This window comes from Chryseobacterium sp. 3008163 (genome assembly GCF_003669035.1).
Taxonomy (GTDB): Bacteria; Bacteroidota; Bacteroidia; order Flavobacteriales; family Weeksellaceae; genus Chryseobacterium.
Genome location: NZ_CP033070.1, coordinates 2835626 through 2853354 on the forward strand (window position 1 = coordinate 2835626; position 17729 = coordinate 2853354).

11 protein-coding genes are annotated in these 17729 nt (G+C 34.8%); 6 read left to right on the forward strand and 5 right to left on the reverse strand.

From position 1 onward, the window contains the following. Window positions 1-36: 36 nt before the first annotated feature. The 4 genes from EAG08_RS12965 to EAG08_RS12980 are packed head-to-tail and all read right to left on the reverse strand — an operon-like array spanning window position 37 to window position 6136. The gene (locus EAG08_RS12965) at window positions 37-468 is read right to left on the reverse strand and encodes a hypothetical protein (protein WP_129535810.1); all 432 of its coding nucleotides are present in this window, start codon (window positions 466-468) and stop codon (window positions 37-39) included. After that, window positions 468-1607: a beta-ketoacyl-ACP synthase III gene (locus tag EAG08_RS12970; RefSeq protein ID WP_129535811.1), complete on the reverse strand. Its 1140-nt coding sequence runs from the start codon at window positions 1605-1607 to the stop codon at window positions 468-470. Before EAG08_RS12970 ends, EAG08_RS12965 begins: the two co-directional genes overlap by 1 nt. A 2-nt stretch (window positions 1608-1609) precedes the next feature. Next, window positions 1610-2524: a dialkylrecorsinol condensing enzyme DarA gene (locus EAG08_RS12975; protein WP_129535812.1), complete on the reverse strand. Its 915-nt coding sequence runs from the start codon at window positions 2522-2524 to the stop codon at window positions 1610-1612. Window positions 2525-2566: 42 nt separating this feature from the next. Next, window positions 2567-6136, reverse strand: coding sequence for an MMPL family transporter (locus EAG08_RS12980; protein ID WP_228446560.1), 3570 nt, complete (start codon window positions 6134-6136; stop codon window positions 2567-2569). Window positions 6137-6411: 275 nt separating this feature from the next. On the opposite strand from EAG08_RS12980, the gene EAG08_RS12985 reads away from it, so the two are divergent. From EAG08_RS12985 to EAG08_RS13010, 6 genes are all read left to right on the forward strand, one after another. Next, the gene (locus EAG08_RS12985; protein ID WP_129535814.1) at window positions 6412-7416 is read left to right on the forward strand and encodes a hypothetical protein; all 1005 of its coding nucleotides are present in this window, start codon (window positions 6412-6414) and stop codon (window positions 7414-7416) included. Next, entirely contained in the window at window positions 7413-8552 is a 1140-nt protein-coding gene (locus EAG08_RS12990; protein WP_129535815.1) for an EpsG family protein, read from the forward strand. The genes EAG08_RS12985 and EAG08_RS12990 overlap by 4 nt, the downstream gene beginning before the upstream one ends. 266 nt (window positions 8553-8818) lie before the next feature. After that, on the forward strand, window positions 8819-12280 hold the full coding sequence (locus EAG08_RS12995) for a T9SS type A sorting domain-containing protein (RefSeq protein WP_129535816.1): 3462 nt from the start codon (window positions 8819-8821) through the stop codon (window positions 12278-12280). 164 nt (window positions 12281-12444) lie between these two features. Further along, complete coding sequence (locus tag EAG08_RS13000) at window positions 12445-13599, forward strand: hypothetical protein (protein WP_129535817.1); 1155 nt, start codon at window positions 12445-12447, stop codon at window positions 13597-13599. A gap of 49 nt (window positions 13600-13648) precedes the next feature. After that, window positions 13649-16219, forward strand: a complete 2571-nt coding sequence (topA, locus tag EAG08_RS13005) for a type I DNA topoisomerase (RefSeq protein WP_129535818.1) — start codon at window positions 13649-13651, stop codon at window positions 16217-16219. A gap of 192 nt (window positions 16220-16411) precedes the next feature. Next, the gene (locus EAG08_RS13010; protein ID WP_129535819.1) at window positions 16412-17278 is read left to right on the forward strand and encodes a tetratricopeptide repeat protein; all 867 of its coding nucleotides are present in this window, start codon (window positions 16412-16414) and stop codon (window positions 17276-17278) included. 144 nt (window positions 17279-17422) lie between these two features. On the opposite strand, the gene EAG08_RS13015 is transcribed toward EAG08_RS13010, so the two are convergent. Beyond that, window positions 17423-17722, reverse strand: coding sequence for a hypothetical protein (locus EAG08_RS13015; protein ID WP_129535820.1), 300 nt, complete (start codon window positions 17720-17722; stop codon window positions 17423-17425). Window positions 17723-17729 lie beyond the last annotated feature (7 nt).

Below are 17729 nucleotides of genomic sequence, written 5' to 3' on the forward strand. Positions count from 1 at the left end.
CAGAATTTTACTCGAACTGACGAATTGTTTTTAAATCTATTTTACAACCGTTTTCATCTGTGATTTTGCAATTACGGTATCATTTATTTTAGTGATAATTTCTACTAAAGTTACACCCAGCATTTCATTCAGAATGGTAGCTTCGGTTACCAATTGGTCACCCAATTTTGGTAAAGCGTCTGCTTCAAAAGATTTGATGGCACCGATGTAGCCCGTCGGAGATTCTTTCCCTAAAAGAAAATATTTGTAACCGGTATGTAAGGCCACAGTCTGAGCCTGATGCTCGATTAAGCCTGAAGCCTGAAAAATTCCTTCATGTACAAAAAGGTTGTCTTCTTTGATAGTGAATCCTGAGATCACGTGGTTTTCTGAATATTCTGAAACCTCGCCTACCATCACGAAAGGTGCTTTCTGCGGAATAAGACTTCCTACAAAACTTTGATCAGAATTTGGTAAAGTAATTTCCATTATACAACAGTTAGTAACGAACAAGAATAGGCAAATCTTCCGCTTTCAGGTACACATAAAAGGATTTTTTCACCTTTTTTCAATTTCCCTGAATTCATCAATTGTTCTACGGCAACGAAAATAGATCCTGCACCAATATTTCCAATTTCTGAAAGATTATAGAACCATTTTTCCCAAGGGAAATCTAATCCTACGTTTGCAAATTCTTCTTTTAAACCTTCTTTGAAATAACCTGAAGAAATATGCGCCAAAACGTGATCTACAGATTCCGGATCAAGCTGGTGTTTGTCAAAAGATGCTCTTAAACTTTCTGCACCTTTCACCAAAATATATTTATCAAGAATTTTAGTATCTTGTTTTAAAGCAAAAATAGATTGCTTCAGCCATTCGTCTGATGGGTAATCTGCCCAAGATTTCAAGCTTCCGTCTTCCTGCTTTTCACAACCGGAATACATACAAGCTTCGATTTCGTGAGCGTAAGAATAGAAGTCTATCCAATCGATTTTTAACGAAATTTCGTTTTCTCTTGGCTTGTTTTGCAATAAAAATGCACCGGCACCGTCCGAAAGCATCCATCTAAGGAATTCTCTTTTGAAAGCAATAATTGGTCTTTCTTCTAAAAGTTTTAGATTTTCTGCTTCATGATCAAATTTATCGGCAGTCATCCAAGAAGACATTTTTTCAGAACCAGCACACACGGCAGTTTCCTGCACTCCCGCTTTTATGGAAAGAAAACCGTAGTTCAAGGCATTCATCCCAGAGTTACAAAGTCCTGTTGCGGTATTTATTTCGATAGATCTCCCAATATTAAGCTCACCGTGTACCATAGATGCATGTGAAGGCTGAATCTGATCCGGCGAAGTAGTTCCCACGGACAAGAGTTTCAGATCTTCTTTTTTGAAGTTCTCATCAAAGAGTCCTTCCACTGCCTTTGCGGTAATCTGAGCATTAGAGTGAGTAGATTCTCCGTTTTTATCTAAAGCGTAATATCTCGTAGTGATTTTATTGTTCCTTAGAATTAAAGCTCTCGCTTTAGAGGGTGTATTATTTACCAAGCCAAGATAGCTTTCCATTTCGTCATTCGAAACCGGCTCATTCGGCAAGTATGTTGAAGCTTTTGTTATAAATACGTCGTACATTTCTATTTTAAATTAATTCCTTGTAAATATTTTTTCTGCTTTTGTCTTTTAGACCATAAAACAGGCGCTAATAATAAATGAAAAATCAAAACAATTGGTGAAATTATCCAAATTGCTGCCATCAAATATACCTTAAAGAATTTTATCAGCAAAGGTCGTTTTTCTTTTTTCTTGATAATCAGATTACTCCATATGGTAAAGATTTTGTTTCCTACTTTCTCTACACGCACCAGGAAGGGTCTTATTTCAACAGCTCCGTTTTTTACTAAGTCGGGCTGTAGATTGGTGAAATCATTGTTCTCAAAGTGATTTTCGATGATCTTCCCATATTTTCCGGCTCCGTTGATTTCTTCATCTGAAACTCCGGCTGCCGGAAGCATTCCCGATTTTTCTTTTTGTCCCGTTGTCAGCCAGCGAAGAATAGTCAAAACACTGGTGTAATTGTCGTGTCTGTCTACCAAAGCGATATTTCCGATCAGTTTGGCATTTAGATTTTTTAAATAAACTTTTAATTTTTCTTGAGAAAGCATCCACATATTTCTGGTTGCAGAAACGGTAACGATGGGAGTGTCTTTTAATAAACCTTCTGCATAACTACTTTTCAAAAATGAAATAATAGGAATAGAAGGCGTCAGGTACCAAACCTGATATCCGAAAAGAATAAGGTCATATTTTTTATTCAGCACATTTTCCGGTGGCGGAAGGATGTCGCTTGGAATCTGCAAATAAGATTCCGGAAAAGTATTAAAAAAAACATCACTCGGCCAGGGAAAGGGGAAGTCTTCTTTGAGCTGAATGTTGTAATAGGTGACAAGATATTCGTCTTTCTTATCCTCAAACGGCTGGGCAATATTTTTCATAATATCCTCCAGCTGACCCGTCTGTGTATAATAGAGAACAAGTACGTTTTTCTGCATTAATATTCTTTATGGATTACAAAAATATGCTTTTAAAATTTATTATTCGTGTCGGAATACTCTTATTGATTCCGAAGTGAACACTAAGTTAAATGAAGGGTTTTCAAAAATAATATTTTCAGTGTTTACAAAAATAACGGTTTCTGGAAGCTGAGTGATTTCGGTTACATTAAATTTGGGATCTGAAATCAAAAGAACATCAATGTCTTTGACGATTTCAGAAGTGTTTTTGATGTAATTTATTTTTCTTGTTTTAACGACATAATTGTTTTCTGCAATTTGTCTTTTTTCTTCATTTTCAATTAAACTGAAAACTCTTCTTCCGGCTTGCTGAAGCGTTATCAAAGCATCCTTTTGACCAAAATCATCTGCGATGTGTAAGATGTTTGCATCTTTTGCAATATGTTTGTTCAGTTCAAAATAAACAGATTTATTTCTTTTGAAATCCTGTTTGACTTCTTTTACAACTTCGGTTTCTTTATAGAGAAAGCTCAAAAATAATTTCTTTTTAAAATAATTTTCGTCTTCAATTTCATTTCTTAGCTTGGCAAATTCATTTCTGAAATAAAAATTGATTTTTTTAGCTCTTTCTTTATAAGTCGTTCCAAATGATAAGTCGTTTTTGCTGATTCTGTCACCAACTTTCACAATAATATCGCCATCGTAAATAATAAAATCACCTTTTGGTAAAACTTCAGAATTCCCATGTATGTAAAGTGGTAAAATATCTAAACCAAATTCTTCTGCAAGATAAAAAGCACCTTTATGGAAGCGTTTTACATCATTCGTATAAGATCTTTCTGCTTCTGGGAAAACGACTAATGAATAACCCTGGTCAATTTTTTCCTTTAATTTTTCCTTTCCATTTTCGATGCCTTGAGAAACCGGATAAAATCCTAAAGCCTTTACAAGTTTGCCAAAAACCGGAGAATCATAGACCCAATCATTGACCAGATAAACAATTTTATGTGTTGCCATCGCAATAGCCAAAGTATCTAAGAATGATGTATGATTGGCGATGATGATTGCAGGTTTGCTGAAATCTTCTTTCGGGTTTGTAATTACTTTTTTCTTTACGAAAGGTGAAAGATGTAACACTGATTTTAAGAATAAAGCAATTGATTTTTTTATGAAATTTAAAGTTTTTCCTTTGGCTTTTCTCACAAAAAAATGTCCGAAAAATGAGAAGAAAAGTCCACCCAGACCATAATAAATAAATGACAGAACGGAACGTGCCAACAATCTCAAAGTTATCGGTGAAAGTCCTTTTTTAGTTCTATTGATAATTAAAAACCTAAACCAAAACGGATACAAAGTTGAAGTAATGATAATCACAGAGAGCATTCCAATCAATGCAACCAAAGCTAAAGAATGTAAAGCCGGATGTTTTGCAAAGATCAAAGAACCAATAGAAAGAATTGTTGTGAAAACTGCCAGAATAATTGAAATTCTATACGTAGGGAGTTCATTTTTCCCTGTCGTATGTTCTTTCTGCATCGCTTTCGTAAGGAAAATACTGAAATCATCACCAACCCCGAAAACCAAAGTGCAGACAACGGTGCTGAAAATGTTGAGTTCTAATCCTAAAAAATAGAGAATTCCCGCGGTCACAACTCCCGTCAAAACAATCGGAAACATGGTGAGAAGCGTCAATTCAAAATTTCTGAAGAAAACAATAATCGTAAGAAGAATTGCCAACAATGAGTAATTGATTAAGGTGTTGAAATCTCTCTTCAGCAAGCCTAAAAAGTTCTCATTCATTTGCTGGCGGTCGATGGCGATGGCATCATGTTTCTTTTCGACGTCTTTGATGAAAGCATCACGTTTCTTTTCATCCACTTTCACCACATTCGATACGGTGTAAAAACCATTTTCCTGACTGAGAAATTCTGAGATTTGAAGTGCTTTTATTTTTTCGTAATCTTTTAAACTTACAGTAGAGTAGTTTTTATTTAAATTTTCATTAAACTGGTCAAAAGCAGAACTGTTAAAACCAAATTTATTTCCGTTATTGACCAATTCAGAAACGGTTTGGTTTTTCTTGTTTTCGTTCCAGAATTTTTGCCAGATTGCTACTTTTTTCTGTTGATCCTTTTCAGAGAAAACAATATTCCCAAGGGAATTGTAGCTTAAAATTTTCCCTTCTTTTTTTTCTTTCTCTAAAAACTGACTCAAATCTGAATTTCTTGCTAAAGCTTCTTCCTCAGAATTTCCGTAAGAAATGGTGTAAATAGATTTTGAAGTGATGTCAGACAATTTTTCAAGTTTTGCCTCACTTATTTTTAAATCTTTCGGAATGTAATTAAGGTCGCCGATATCTTCATTGAAACCAACGTGCCTAAAACCAAACAAACATGCAATAATCACAAGCGAACAGCCAATAATCAAAGGTTTGTTTTTCTCGTAAGGATAATGCCCGATTTTGTCTATAAAGTTTGTGTTTAGTTGATTTGATTTTTCCTTCGGATGATACAATTGCGGGACAATTATTAAAGCTAAAACTGACGAAAACAAAACTGTAATCGAAGCAAAAAGTCCTAAATCTTTCAACGCTTCAGAACGTACAAAAACCAAGCATAAAAATGAAACTGCCGTCGTTGCGCTGCTCAGAATAATCGGTTGGGTAATTTCTTTGTAAAGTTCTTCAATATTATTGTTGTGCTTGTAATGCGTCAGAATATGGAGTGCGTAATCAATCGTAATTCCAATTAAAATGGCTCCGACGCTTAATGAAATGGCTGAAATTTTATCTTTAATAAAATACAAAACCATCAACGCGAGCAATACCGAAAATAAAGTCGGAAGAAAAATAACGATGGGTGTGAAAAAACTTCTAAAATAATAAATCAATAAAATCATTAGCACAGTCATCGAAATAATAACCGTATTCTGAATGTCTTTCTTGATTTGTTGGGCATTCGCAACAGCAATTACCGGTGAGCCAAAATAGCTGATCTCTGTTTTTCCTTTGAATTCTTTGTTGAGGTTGTCTTTGATTTCGTTCAGCTGATTGACAAAAGCCTCATTGTTTTTGGTGTCGTTGCTTTTATTTTTTGGTTCGATAAAAAGCAGAAGGTTTTTTCCATCTTTGGTTACAACGTAATTGTCTTCAAGTTTAAAATCTTTACTGATGTTTAAAGCGTTCAGTTTTTTGATTCCTAAAAAGGTAATTCCGAGTGGGTCTTTTTTAATGAATTCTTTCGTCACCAAACTCGTCGGAGAAACTAATGAAACATAATTGTTCTCAACTTGTTTTGCAATGCTGTCTTTGTTGAGCTTCCTTTCAATTTCTTTGTAATCGTTTTTGTCTAAAAATAAAGGGAGATTCTGATTGACAAAATCAAAGGTTTCTGAAATCTCATTATCATTCACCTTTCCCTGAATCGAGCCGATGTATTTCTGTAAAGGCTGAGTTTTTTCTAAAAATTGATCAGCTGTTTCGGATAACTGAAAGTTGTCGTCTTTCGATTTTTTTTCGATAATGACGATGATTTTGTCTGAAAAATTAAGTTGTTTCAGAACTTTCGCCGTCAAATCAGACTTTTCGCTTTTGGGAATGATTTGATTAATGTCTTCTTCAAAGTTGATTTTTGAAGCAAAAAATAAACACAAAACAGCAACTCCCAGCGCCGTTGCGATGGAAAGAATTCTGTTTTTGGCAATCAGATAATATAAAAAATAAAAAAGCGATGCATGAGATTCTCAAATCAAGTTTGCAAATTTAAATTTTTATAGAGTAGTTTAAAACATTTGTGAGAGAAGTTTTCGCTGAAAATCAATAAAATATTCCATTTAAAATGAAAAAATCTTTTACTTTTGCACAAGTTCCCTTTTTTGCTACTTATTTATAAAACACGAAATTATTTTTAAATTGAGGGACATCTTGTATGTTGAAAATTTTTGATGAAAAATTAAACGGATTTCTATTTGTAGTAATTTTCCCATTTCTGCTGTTTTTCATGTCTTATTATGGCTTTGAATCGTCGTATGTAAAGCTCAAATCTATGGAGAAGGCTCCGGATTTTATGTTTACATCGGTGTATGCCTATCGTGTGATTCCTAATTTTCTGATGGTACACGTAACAGATTTGCTCAATTCTTTTATCAATCTTTTTCTACCATCTGCAAAATCAATGCTTCTGAAGAACGGAACTGTTTTTTATCACAGTATTTTTCTAATCAACAGTTTCTTTTTTGTGCTTTCATCTTATATTTTAAATTTAATTTTAAAATATAAGCCCGTCAGTACTCTTTTCAATTCAAATATAAAATGGCTGGTTCATCTTTTGGCAGTTTTCTTTATTGTCATTGTTCAGTATGTGCCCACCAACTGCGATTGTATTGCAATTTTCTTTTATCTTCTAGGAGTTTTGTTTAGCTTAAAATATTACCATGAGAAGAAGACTTCAGATTTTATTTTTTTGTGTCTTACAATTTTTATTTCAACTTTTGTGAGAGAAACCTCTTGTTTGAATATTGCTTTTTTCGCTGCAATTTTTATTGATTTCGAAAAACTTAAAGCTGGAAATTTTAAATATATAAGAGAAACTGCCTTTTTGGTTTTGTCTTTTGTTTTCCCATACATCGGACTGAAATTGATGATTCCCCAAAATACATCGTTTTTTGAAGGGGTTTATTTCGTTAAAAATTTCACCAGCCCTTTTAATCTTGCAGGATTGTTTTTTGGATTGCTTGGTTTTTACTTTACGTTCAGGCTTTGTGATGATTACGGAAAATTAATTTTAAAGAAATATCTTATTTTTTCATTACCCTATTTGGGAATGATTACTTTTGTCGGGCTTTTTTGGGAAACCAGACTTTTTTTGCCGCTTATTCTTTCGGGAATTATTGTGGCTTTTCATCAGTTTAAAATATCCATACCGCAACAATGAGTTTACTGCATCCATATTATATCATAGCTCTTATCTTCTTGGTTATTTTCAGTTTCCAGGAGGTTTACGGGCAGAAAGTTGAAAAAAAATGGCTGTGGTTTTTAGGAGGGTATTTAATTGTTCTTGCAGGTTTGCGTAATCAGGTAGGCCCAGATTATGGAAGTTATATCGGGATTTACAATTATTCTGATACAAAAGATTATGTAAGTATTATTCTAAAAGCCCTCTATCTCGATGGTCCGCAGCCGGTAGAGCTCGAGTGGTTATTTGTTTTGATTAATAAGGTCTTGCTCAATGTCTTCAATGCTCCGTTTTATATGTTGACGTTGGTGATTGCGATGATTACTATCATTCTCAAAATAGAGTATATTGATGATAACACCTTTTATCCCTTTACCTTTATTCTGTTCATGTTTATTCCCGGATTTTTTATTGGGGAAAGTGGGCAGATCAGACAATGTTTGGGGTCTTTTATTGTGTATTACGGAATAAGATATATCAAACAGGAAAGGCTTTTCATGTACTTGCTATGTATTTATCTGGGTGCGGGTATCCATAATGTTTGTTATGTGTTTTTACCGATGTATTGGGTGGCACGTATTCCTCTGAATAAATTTTGGATGTTAATTTTTATTATCGCCTCCATTTTTGCGTCTCCGTTTGAAGTGTATAGGATTTTTGGAGATTTCATCAGTGGCATCGCCAGCGATAATATGCTTGTAGAAGGTTTTAACGGATATGTTGATGAGACATCTGAGCGTTTGAATGGAGGAATTGGTATTCCCGAAGGATTGATGGCGATTCTGACGTTTTTCCTGTTCTTTTTTGATACTCCAATGAAGGAGAAGTATCCTTACTACGAGTATCATAGGAATTATGCAGTAATCGGAATTTGTTTTTACTTTATTTTCAGAAACAACCCTGTTTTTTCTTCGAGATTGGCGGGTGCATTTATCGGATTTTCTTATATCATTATACCTAATGCCATGTACGTGGTTTCTTTGGGACAGAAAAAAATAATTCATACATTCATTATTGCTTTGTTTGTGTTTAACTTTATTGTCTTTGCAAGTTTCAGAAATATTGTGAACGGTAACTTTACCATCGACCGCTACCACAACTACTTATTGCCGTAAATTTTTTTTACATTTCTTCACATCTTTTACTACAAAATTTAAGCTTTTTTAATATTAAGAAAAATTGACTCTGCGCATGTTCGTTTATTCGCAGATTATTGTATTTTTGTTCAAAATCATTAAATGAAGTTTTCGTTAAAATCAATTTAATTTTGATTATTTGATAATATAAATGTTATATATATTACTTATATTTAAAACAAATCGATTATCGTTTATTTTGGTTTAAGATTTAAAAATGGTTTGGCAAGCGCAATTCTTTAAGTATGAAAGGTAAAGTAAGTAAGAACCTAATAGCAATATTTTGCTTAGCTTCTTTAAATGGTTATTCTAAAAATAGTTTAGAAAAAGACAGAGATTTTGGTACATCTAAACCGTATAGCTTTATTGAAAAGGATACTTTAGATAAAATCTCAGGGAATGTAAATGACGAGTTGCTTAGTCAATCGCGTGTTGCGGTAGCTCCGGACTGGACGAAAGCTCCTAATAGTTATATTTTTGACCCCGCTCAAAACGGTGAAGGATTGTATATTCCTGTCAAAAAAGCCTATGAAATGTGGCGTAGCTACAAATATTTGGCAAGTGCAGGAGCTATAAAAGGTAAAATTAGTGCTGAAGTACTCTGGGAAGACGTTCATGGTCTTGTAAAATCGGGAACAAACTATAATTTAGAAATTGTAGACTCTGGTGAAAACGGGAAAATAAAAGTCATGATCAACAAAGCAAAAAAAGGAAATGCTGTTGTGGCTTTTAGAGTAAATGGCGAGATTTTCTGGTCTTGGCATATCTGGGTCACAGATGATCCTACCAACGGCTCTACTTACAAAAGTTTTGCTGGTGTAAAAAGAGAAAGAAAAAACGGAATAATAGAAGATATTCCCGATGCCGAATGGAAATGGATGGACAGGAATTTAGGAGCCATGACCAACAGCAATACCAGCGGTGATTGGAATCGCAGCGGAGGACTTCTTTACCAATGGGGGAGGAAAGATCCTATTCCGCCTTTGGTAATGAAAGGAGAAGATTTTTATGAGGTTTCGGGTACTATCGGAAGGGTAAGACACAGAGGTGCAAAAAATTTCACAAATGCGATAAATTTTGATGCTCTCAGAAAATTTGTATTGTTTTCTAATGCTACTTTAAGCAATAATCTTCAGCTTTCTGTTAAAAATCCTTTAAGCTTAATTTATGTCAATAAAGATGACAATTCGGGACCTGCTTATTACAACAATAATGCAAATTTGATGGTCAATTGGTTTGGTAGAGCTGCGGGCGTTAATGACAGCAGATTACCAGAACTTAATTTATGGTCAGACAATTCAAAAGGTATTTTAGCAACAGACTATAACAATGATAATAGTGCCGCGCCTTATAGAGATAAATCTCCATTTGATCCATGCCCGAATGGCTGGAGAATTCCTTCAATGCTTGTTGCTAATTTAGCATCAGATGCTTCCGTAGATGATATCAGGATAGATTATTCGCCTTTTGGGGTGAGAACCAATTTAGGTAAAAATGCTTTTGAAGCTAATGGTTATCATATTGTAAAGCCAAACGATGCCAATACGCCTTCATTTATGACTGGATTCAAATTATATTCTAATGTCGGTTTCGATTTATCCAACATCGACGGAAATAACATGGGAATTTTTCCTGGGACAGGGCAATTAGCCATTAACTCTCAGGCAGGTCAGTACACCGATCAGCATCATGTTTCGTTATGGACAGCAACGATGACAAGATTTTTTGACACGACTCCGGCGGTAGGAGCAAGAGCACTATTTATGCTTCCCGATAAATATCAGAATGATATTCCGGATCCTGCTAACCCCAGCGTGAAAGGTAGATATTTTTACATTCCCACATCAAGCAGTAAAACATCCGATGCCAATGGCTGTAGATGTGTGAAAGATCCTTTGTATGTGGTGAATGGATATGATTTCCCTACACAATATTTGAATGCCAATGTAGAATATACAGAAGGTTTAAATAATCCGAATACGTATCAGGTTGTAAAAAACACTGCTTTGTCAACAATTGAAATTCCAGTTTCTAAGGCATTTTCTGCTCAGAGTCAATTGTTAAATAACCCTGCGATTCTTAATCCTGCAAGTTTTAATAATTTAAAAGCAAATGTTTTATGGACAACCAATACAGGTTTAATTAATGCGGTTACGATTAGTAATCCTTCACCAAGCTCAACTTTAGGTCTTGCTAATTCTAAAATTTTAGTGACTTTAAATCCCAATCAGAGCGGAAATGCTGTGGTTACTTTGCATAATGGAAACATCACGAATCCTATTTACTGGTCTTGGCATATTTGGGTTACAGATACGGCAATTGGTTCTTACAATTACACCACAGAAACACCTAATGCAGTAGCAACTAATTATGTGAATTATGTTCCCAAAGGAGATGTTTTAAAAACAGAATTTATGGATAGAAACCTTGGCGCAACAGATGCATTCCCGATTGTGGCTAATCCGTTAACGCCAACTGCGGCGGAATATGCAAAAATAAGAGCTTCTACAGGTTTGCAGTATCAGTGGGGAAGAAAAGATCCTATTCCATCATTTCAACATGCAGATACAAGAGCTTCTTACAATGTATTTTTAGGAAATGTAAATGCGAATGGCGGTGTTGCTTACACGACGCTTACTTTAGGTACTTACAATAGTCTTCCAGGTAATTATATTGTTCCTTACGACACCTATACAAATACTTCAAATGCGAATGTTTTAGCGACTGATAAAACTTCAGACAAAATAGCAAAAGTGCTGTCCTATTCAGTTAAAAATCCTTTGGTGTATATGATTCCGAGTGCTTTTGCTCCTTACAACAGTGCAGTTCCAAATTATACAAACGGAACAGATTGGCTTTTAAATGAACCAAATGTCGCCGCAGACCGATGGGGAAGAGGTGGCGAAAAATCTCCTTTTGATCCTTGTCCGGAAGGCTGGAGGATTCCTGATCTTACAGCTGTAGCAATCCTTGCAAATCGCGATTATGGAATTTCACCTTGGTATAAAATAGATAAAAAAGTAGCAACGCCATACAGTGTAATTAATGATTATGCAGGGGTAAGAGTGAGAAATACTACCACAACTACAATTGGTTATATGTTTAATGATGCAAGTTATTCTGTGGGGAATTATCCTAATTCAGGATCGCGTGGTTTCAGAAGTGTGACGGCTAATCAGACTGCATCAGGAACATTTACGGTAAATAATTTCCAATATCCGGGAGTATGGACGGCTGCTTTGAATTCAAATTACATCGGAAGACCAATCAATATACTTTTTGATGCTGCTTCATCCGCAAACCGTTTGATTGCCTTTCATGACAATAACGATCCGTATTTCGGAATGAATTGCCGTTGTGTAAAAGTTAAGTATGATCAAAACGGAAACGAATCCGGACCTATTCCTGCAATTCCGGTTACTGCAGGAGCTTCGGTAAAAGCTTCTAATGTTTTCACTAAAAATGAAATTGCTGAGATTACCAAAGAAAACAAAATCACATTGTTTCCGAATCCTGTGAAAGATGTATTGTATATAAAAGCTACGGATAATAAAGATTATCACTATCAAATTTATAATGCTTCGGGTCAGATGGTGAAATCTGGTAAGTTTGAAGATACCAAGACCGATGTTTCTTCGCTTGTGCAGGGAGTTTATTTAGTGAGAATCAATAATTCTGAAACTGTAGTGAAGATTGTGAAAAAATAAAACCCCGAAAGAATTTTTCTTTAAATCTATAGTAAAGAGAAACAAAATAGTGCTTAGCTATTTGTAAATCCCTATTTTTGATTTCACAAAATCAACGGATTTATATAATATTTTAAGAGCTGTTTTGCTTCTCTTTTTTTGTTTGAAATAGTCCCGTGAAACTTATGATGATACGCGAGAAAATTTTATCTTTTTTAAATATTAAGGTCTTTATTTATATTCTGATTGCCGCAACAGCCTTGTTTGCGCTTGTTTTTACCTATCTTCATAATGCAAAATCAGATGGATATATCCTAGGCGACTGGCTCATTAATTATCAGGATGGTGGTTTCAAAAGAAGAGGGCTTTCCGGAAGTTTCTTTTTTCTTCTGCAGGACATTTCAGGTTTAAAATTGAATTTATTAGTCTACTTTTTTCAGGTACTGATCATTTCAGGTTTTTTTTATTTTTATTTTAAATTGATACAGTACAAAGAAGCGACATTTCTGTATCTCTCACTTTTATTATCTTCCATCGGCTTTATAGGGCTTTTTAACTGCGTTGATTATGTAGGCAAAAAAGAATTTATTGTGTTCTTTTTATTTGCGTATTTCGTTTATCATTTAAATAAAAATTCACTCACAAAATCAAAAGAATATTGGGTTTGCCTTGGACTTTTCATTGCCATGTTTTTCCATGAAATCACCTTGTTTTTCATTCCCTATTTCTTGATTGCGTTGTATTTAAAGACTGAAAAAGTCGAATTAAAAAGATATTTAAAATACATCTTCGTGGTTTTTGTTCCGGCAATCTTCATCGCTTTGTTAGGGGAAAATATCAATGAAGGACAATCTTTACAAATCCTTCAGGAACGTGGGGTAATTTTAACGAAAGGTATTTTCTTTTGGGATATCAATGAAAGACAATACATCATTGAACATATTAAAGAATACCGACTGTATGTCATTAGCTTTCTGATATCACTTTTCCACATTGGGTTTTATTTAAAATATCAAACTCATCGAAAGGCAACATCTATTTTATTAATAGGTGCATTTCTCTTCTCATTACCGCTGTTTTACTTGGCCATCGATTGGGGAAGGTGGATGTATATTCACATGATGTTTATGATTGTGCTTTTTGCCATGCAGTTGAAGGATAGCACGGATTCTACAAGTTCTGAAGTTTTAAAATTTAATCTGAAATTCTACGTTACCTTATTCATTATTATTTTATCGTTGACCTATCGTGTGGAAATGTCGGGAAGAGGCTTTACTTTTGAAGGTTTTTTCTATAGAATCTTCATTGCACCGATAGAATTATTGCATAAAATGGTCTGACGGAAAAATGATATAATAAAAAAGCTTTACTTTTGCAAAAATTTAGAGGATGTCGAAAAATTTAGTAATCGTCGAGTCTCCGGCAAAAGCAAAAACTATTCAGAAATATTTAGGGAAGGATTTCGAGGTCAAATCGAGCTTCGGGCACATCCGTGACCTTCCAAAAAAAGGAATGGGAATTGACCTTGCCACCTTCAGTCCGGATTACGAAGTTTCCGCCGATAAAAAGAAACTGGTAACAGAATTAAAGTCTGCCGTAAAGAAAGCCGAAATGGTTTGGCTCGCTTCCGATGAGGACCGCGAGGGTGAAGCAATCGCCTGGCATTTGGCAGATGAATTAAAACTGAAACCTGAAAACAGAAAAAGAATCGTCTTTCACGAGATCACCAAAAATGCTATTCTTAAAGCAATAGAAAATCCGAGAGATATTGATCAGAACCTAGTAAATGCTCAACAGGCAAGAAGAGTTTTAGACAGAATTGTAGGTTTCGAAATGTCTCCTGTACTTTGGAAAAAAGTAAAACCGGGATTGTCTGCAGGAAGAGTGCAGTCGGTAGCCGTAAGATTGGTGGTTGAAAGAGAAAAAGAAATTCGTCAGTTTACTCCTAAGGCAAGTTTCAAGCTTGACGGAGTTTTCTTAAATAAAGCAGAGCAGGAAATCGCTGCAAAGCTTAAAAAAGATTTCGATAAAGAAGAAGACGCAGAGAAATTCTTAGAATTAGCAAGAACCACAGAATTCAAAGTTCTGAATGTGGAAACCAAACCGGGAACACGTTCTGCTTCTGCACCGTTTACAACGTCTACGCTTCAGCAGGAAGCTTCGTCAAGATTAGGTTATAATGTAACCAACACGATGCGTTTGGCTCAGAGATTATACGAAGAAGGTTTCATTACTTATATGAGAACTGACTCTGTAAATCTTTCTCAGGAAGCTATTGAAGGTGCTAAAAATCAAATTACTTCAGAATATGGGGCAGAATATTCTGCACCTAGAAAATATACCACCAAATCTGCTTCAGCGCAGGAAGCTCACGAGGCAATCCGTCCGACAGATTTTTCTGTGAAATCGATTGGTGATGTTCAGTTGAGTAAATTATATCAGTTAATTTACAGAAGAACGTTAGCTTCTCAAATGGCAAATGCTAAAATTGAGAAAACCGTCATCGAAATAGGAAATGCAAAACTTTCACAACATTTTGAAGCGCAGGGTGAAGTCATTATATTCGACGGTTTCCTAAAAGCTTACGGAATCGTAAAAACTGAAGACGAAGACGAAGAAAGCAACGAAAAATTATTGCCGAAAGTTACAGTAGGTGAAGTTTTAGACTATAAAAAAATCACTGCTACAGAAAAATTTACAAGACCTGCTGCAAGATTTACCGAAGCCATGTTGGTTAAAAAGCTGGAAGAATTGGGAATTGGCCGTCCGTCAACGTACGCTCCAACCATTCAGACGATTCAGAATCGTGAATATGTAGACAAAAGAGAGCTTGAACCGCAAACTCGTGAAGTGGTGAAAATCTCTTTAGCTAAAGATAAAATCAAAAAAGAAGTTCTTGAAGATAAATTCGGGGGCGATAAAAATAAATTTATTCCTACCGATATTGGTGAAGTGGTGAATGATTTCTTAACCAACAATTTCGCTGAAATCCTTGATTACGGTTTTACAGCAAGAGTGGAAGAAAGCTTTGACGAAATTGCCAACGGAGCGCAGAAATGGAAAGAAATGATGACCGATTTCTACTCAAAATTCCATCCGAGAATTGAAGATGTAGAAGAAAATGCAGACCGTGCCAATGGAGAACGTCTTTTAGGAGTTGATCCAAAATCAGGGAAGAATATCTATGCAAGGATCGGAAGGTTCGGGCCGATGATTCAGATTGGTGAACAGGACGATGAAGAAAAGCCAATTTTCGCATCATTAATGGCCGGACAAAATATTGCAACCATCGCTTTAGAGGATGCTTTAGAATTGTTTAAATTACCTTTTGAACTCAATAATTTCGAAGACCAATCAGTGACAATCGGTGTTGGAAGATTCGGGCCTTATGTGAAATGGGGCGAAACGTACATTAGCATCCCGAAAGGTGAAGATCCACTTTCTGTAGATCAAAAGCGTGCAGAGGAAATTATTGCCGAGAAGAAATTAGCTGACGCACCGATCGCCAACTTCAAAGGTGAACCAATTACTAAAGGAACGGGTAGATTCGGACCTTTCATTAAATATCAGAGCATCTTTATCAACGTTCCTAAAAGATATGATTTTGATAATCTTTCTCAAAGCGACATCAACGAATTGGTGGAAGCTAAACTTGAGAAAGAAGCCAACAGATACATCCAGCAGTGGGAAAAAGAGAAAATTTCTCTTGAAAACGGAAGATGGGGACCATTCATCAAATTTGGAAAAGCAATGTTCAAAATTCCAAAGAAAAAAGATGATACCAAGTATGAATCTGACGAGTTGAAAGAAGTTTCTCTTGATGAGGTTAAAAAATGGATTACCGCACAGGATCCTAAAGCTTTTGCCGAGAAAAAGAAACCTGCAGCTAAAAAGCCAGCTGCTAAAAAAGCGACTACAGCGAAGAAAGCTCCTGCTAAGAAGCCAGCCGCTAAGAAATAATTAGTTTTTAATAAAATAGAAAAGCACAGATTTTTGGTCTGTGCTTTTTGGTTCTTGTCTGCGGTAAGGGTTTGGTCAGGTACGAGCGGGACGCTCGTACCTGAGTGATGTTAAAAATCTATTTGCATATATTTGATTTTTCCAATCAAGAATATCAATTCAATAAATACAATTTTTTTAAAAAAATTAGCAATGAAATATATTGGTTTTTGCTCTGTGATACTGCTTTTTCTATTTTGTAATTGTTTTTTTGCTCAGAATCACGATTTGAAAAAGCAACAACCTATAAATCGAGATTCTATTATTGAGCAGTACTTAAAAAATGGCGCTTGGCAATATCCTATGTTCTCAAAACAGTGGCAAATTAATATAGATAAAGCACTTGCAATTTTACCAAATGATCCTTATTTATGGGAACAAAAGGCAATGCCGTTTTTTAAACAAAAGAAATATGAATTAGGGATGATCTATTTAGATAAAGCAGTGAATTTGGATAATACCAACCACTATCTGGAATATAGAGCTTTTATTAAGTGCATATTTCAAAGAAGCTACAAAGAATCAATAGGTGATTTTGAGAAACTTCAGAAGATACAAGGAAAAGATTTTTATGTAATGGATCATTCATATAATTTTTGGTTAGGTTTATGTTATTTGCAACTAAATAATTTTGAACTTGCAAAAAGCTATATTCAAAAATCAATAGATAATCAAAAAAGAGAATTTAATAATACTGTCAATTTTTACGAGATATTTTATTTAGGTGTTATAGAATATGAATTAGAGAATTATGAAATAGCCATAAATTATTTTGATAAATCATTATCAGAATATCAATCTTTTTCAGATGCAAAATTTTATAAAGCCAAATGTCTTGCAAATATTAGCGATTTTGAAGAAGCTTTGAAATTATTCAAAGAGTGTGAACATGATTACAAAATGGGATATACTTTTAATGAGGGAAATTCAAAGTATGAAGATTATCCGTATCAGATAAGCTCAGAGCTCATTACAACATACATAAATATGCTTAACGAATATATGAAAAATATTAAATGATTTTCGATGACGAGCGAGACGCTCGCATCCACGTTAGGAAGGAAATTTCCGATAGCGCGGATTTGCAACCGTGCTGTTTATTTTTTTTACTATAACTGAAGTCACGGATTGCAAATCCGCAAAATAGAGTTTTGTGTTGGTTCCTTAGTCTCCGTAGGCAACTAATCCACTTTGTTTTTTGTCAGCAATATCAAATAATTGAATTAACTTTTTAACGTCAATATCAGACTGTAATTGCTTTTCTAAAATTGTTTGTCTGATTTGTTTAATTAACAAACTCTCTAATCTAAAATCTGAGTAAAAGTCAAATCGCCTGTCAATTATTCCTTTATTCTGCAAATTGTCAAATGTTTTACAATCAAGTTCACCGATAAACTCAAGTCCTAATTGCTCGGGATAACTTGGTTTTGCTTGAGCATCTCCTATAATGTAAAAATCTAGCATCTCGTGT

Excerpts from the sequence above, each read along its gene's own strand:
- EAG08_RS12965 (WP_129535810.1), bottom strand. The coding sequence starts at position 468 with ATGGAAATTACTTTACCAAATTCTGATCAAAGTTTTGTAGGAAGTCTT.
- EAG08_RS12970 (WP_129535811.1), bottom strand. The coding sequence starts at position 1,607 with ATGTACGACGTATTTATAACAAAAGCTTCAACATACTTGCCGAATGAG.
- EAG08_RS12975 (WP_129535812.1), bottom strand. The coding sequence starts at position 2,524 with ATGCAGAAAAACGTACTTGTTCTCTATTATACACAGACGGGTCAGCTG.
- EAG08_RS12985 (WP_129535814.1), top strand. The coding sequence starts at position 6,412 with ATGTTGAAAATTTTTGATGAAAAATTAAACGGATTTCTATTTGTAGTA.
- EAG08_RS12990 (WP_129535815.1), top strand. The coding sequence starts at position 7,413 with ATGAGTTTACTGCATCCATATTATATCATAGCTCTTATCTTCTTGGTT.
- EAG08_RS12995 (WP_129535816.1), top strand. The coding sequence starts at position 8,819 with ATGAAAGGTAAAGTAAGTAAGAACCTAATAGCAATATTTTGCTTAGCT.
- EAG08_RS13000 (WP_129535817.1), top strand. The coding sequence starts at position 12,445 with ATGATGATACGCGAGAAAATTTTATCTTTTTTAAATATTAAGGTCTTT.
- topA (WP_129535818.1), top strand. The coding sequence starts at position 13,649 with ATGTCGAAAAATTTAGTAATCGTCGAGTCTCCGGCAAAAGCAAAAACT.
- EAG08_RS13010 (WP_129535819.1), top strand. The coding sequence starts at position 16,412 with ATGAAATATATTGGTTTTTGCTCTGTGATACTGCTTTTTCTATTTTGT.
- EAG08_RS13015 (WP_129535820.1), bottom strand. The coding sequence starts at position 17,722 with ATGCTAGATTTTTACATTATAGGAGATGCTCAAGCAAAACCAAGTTAT.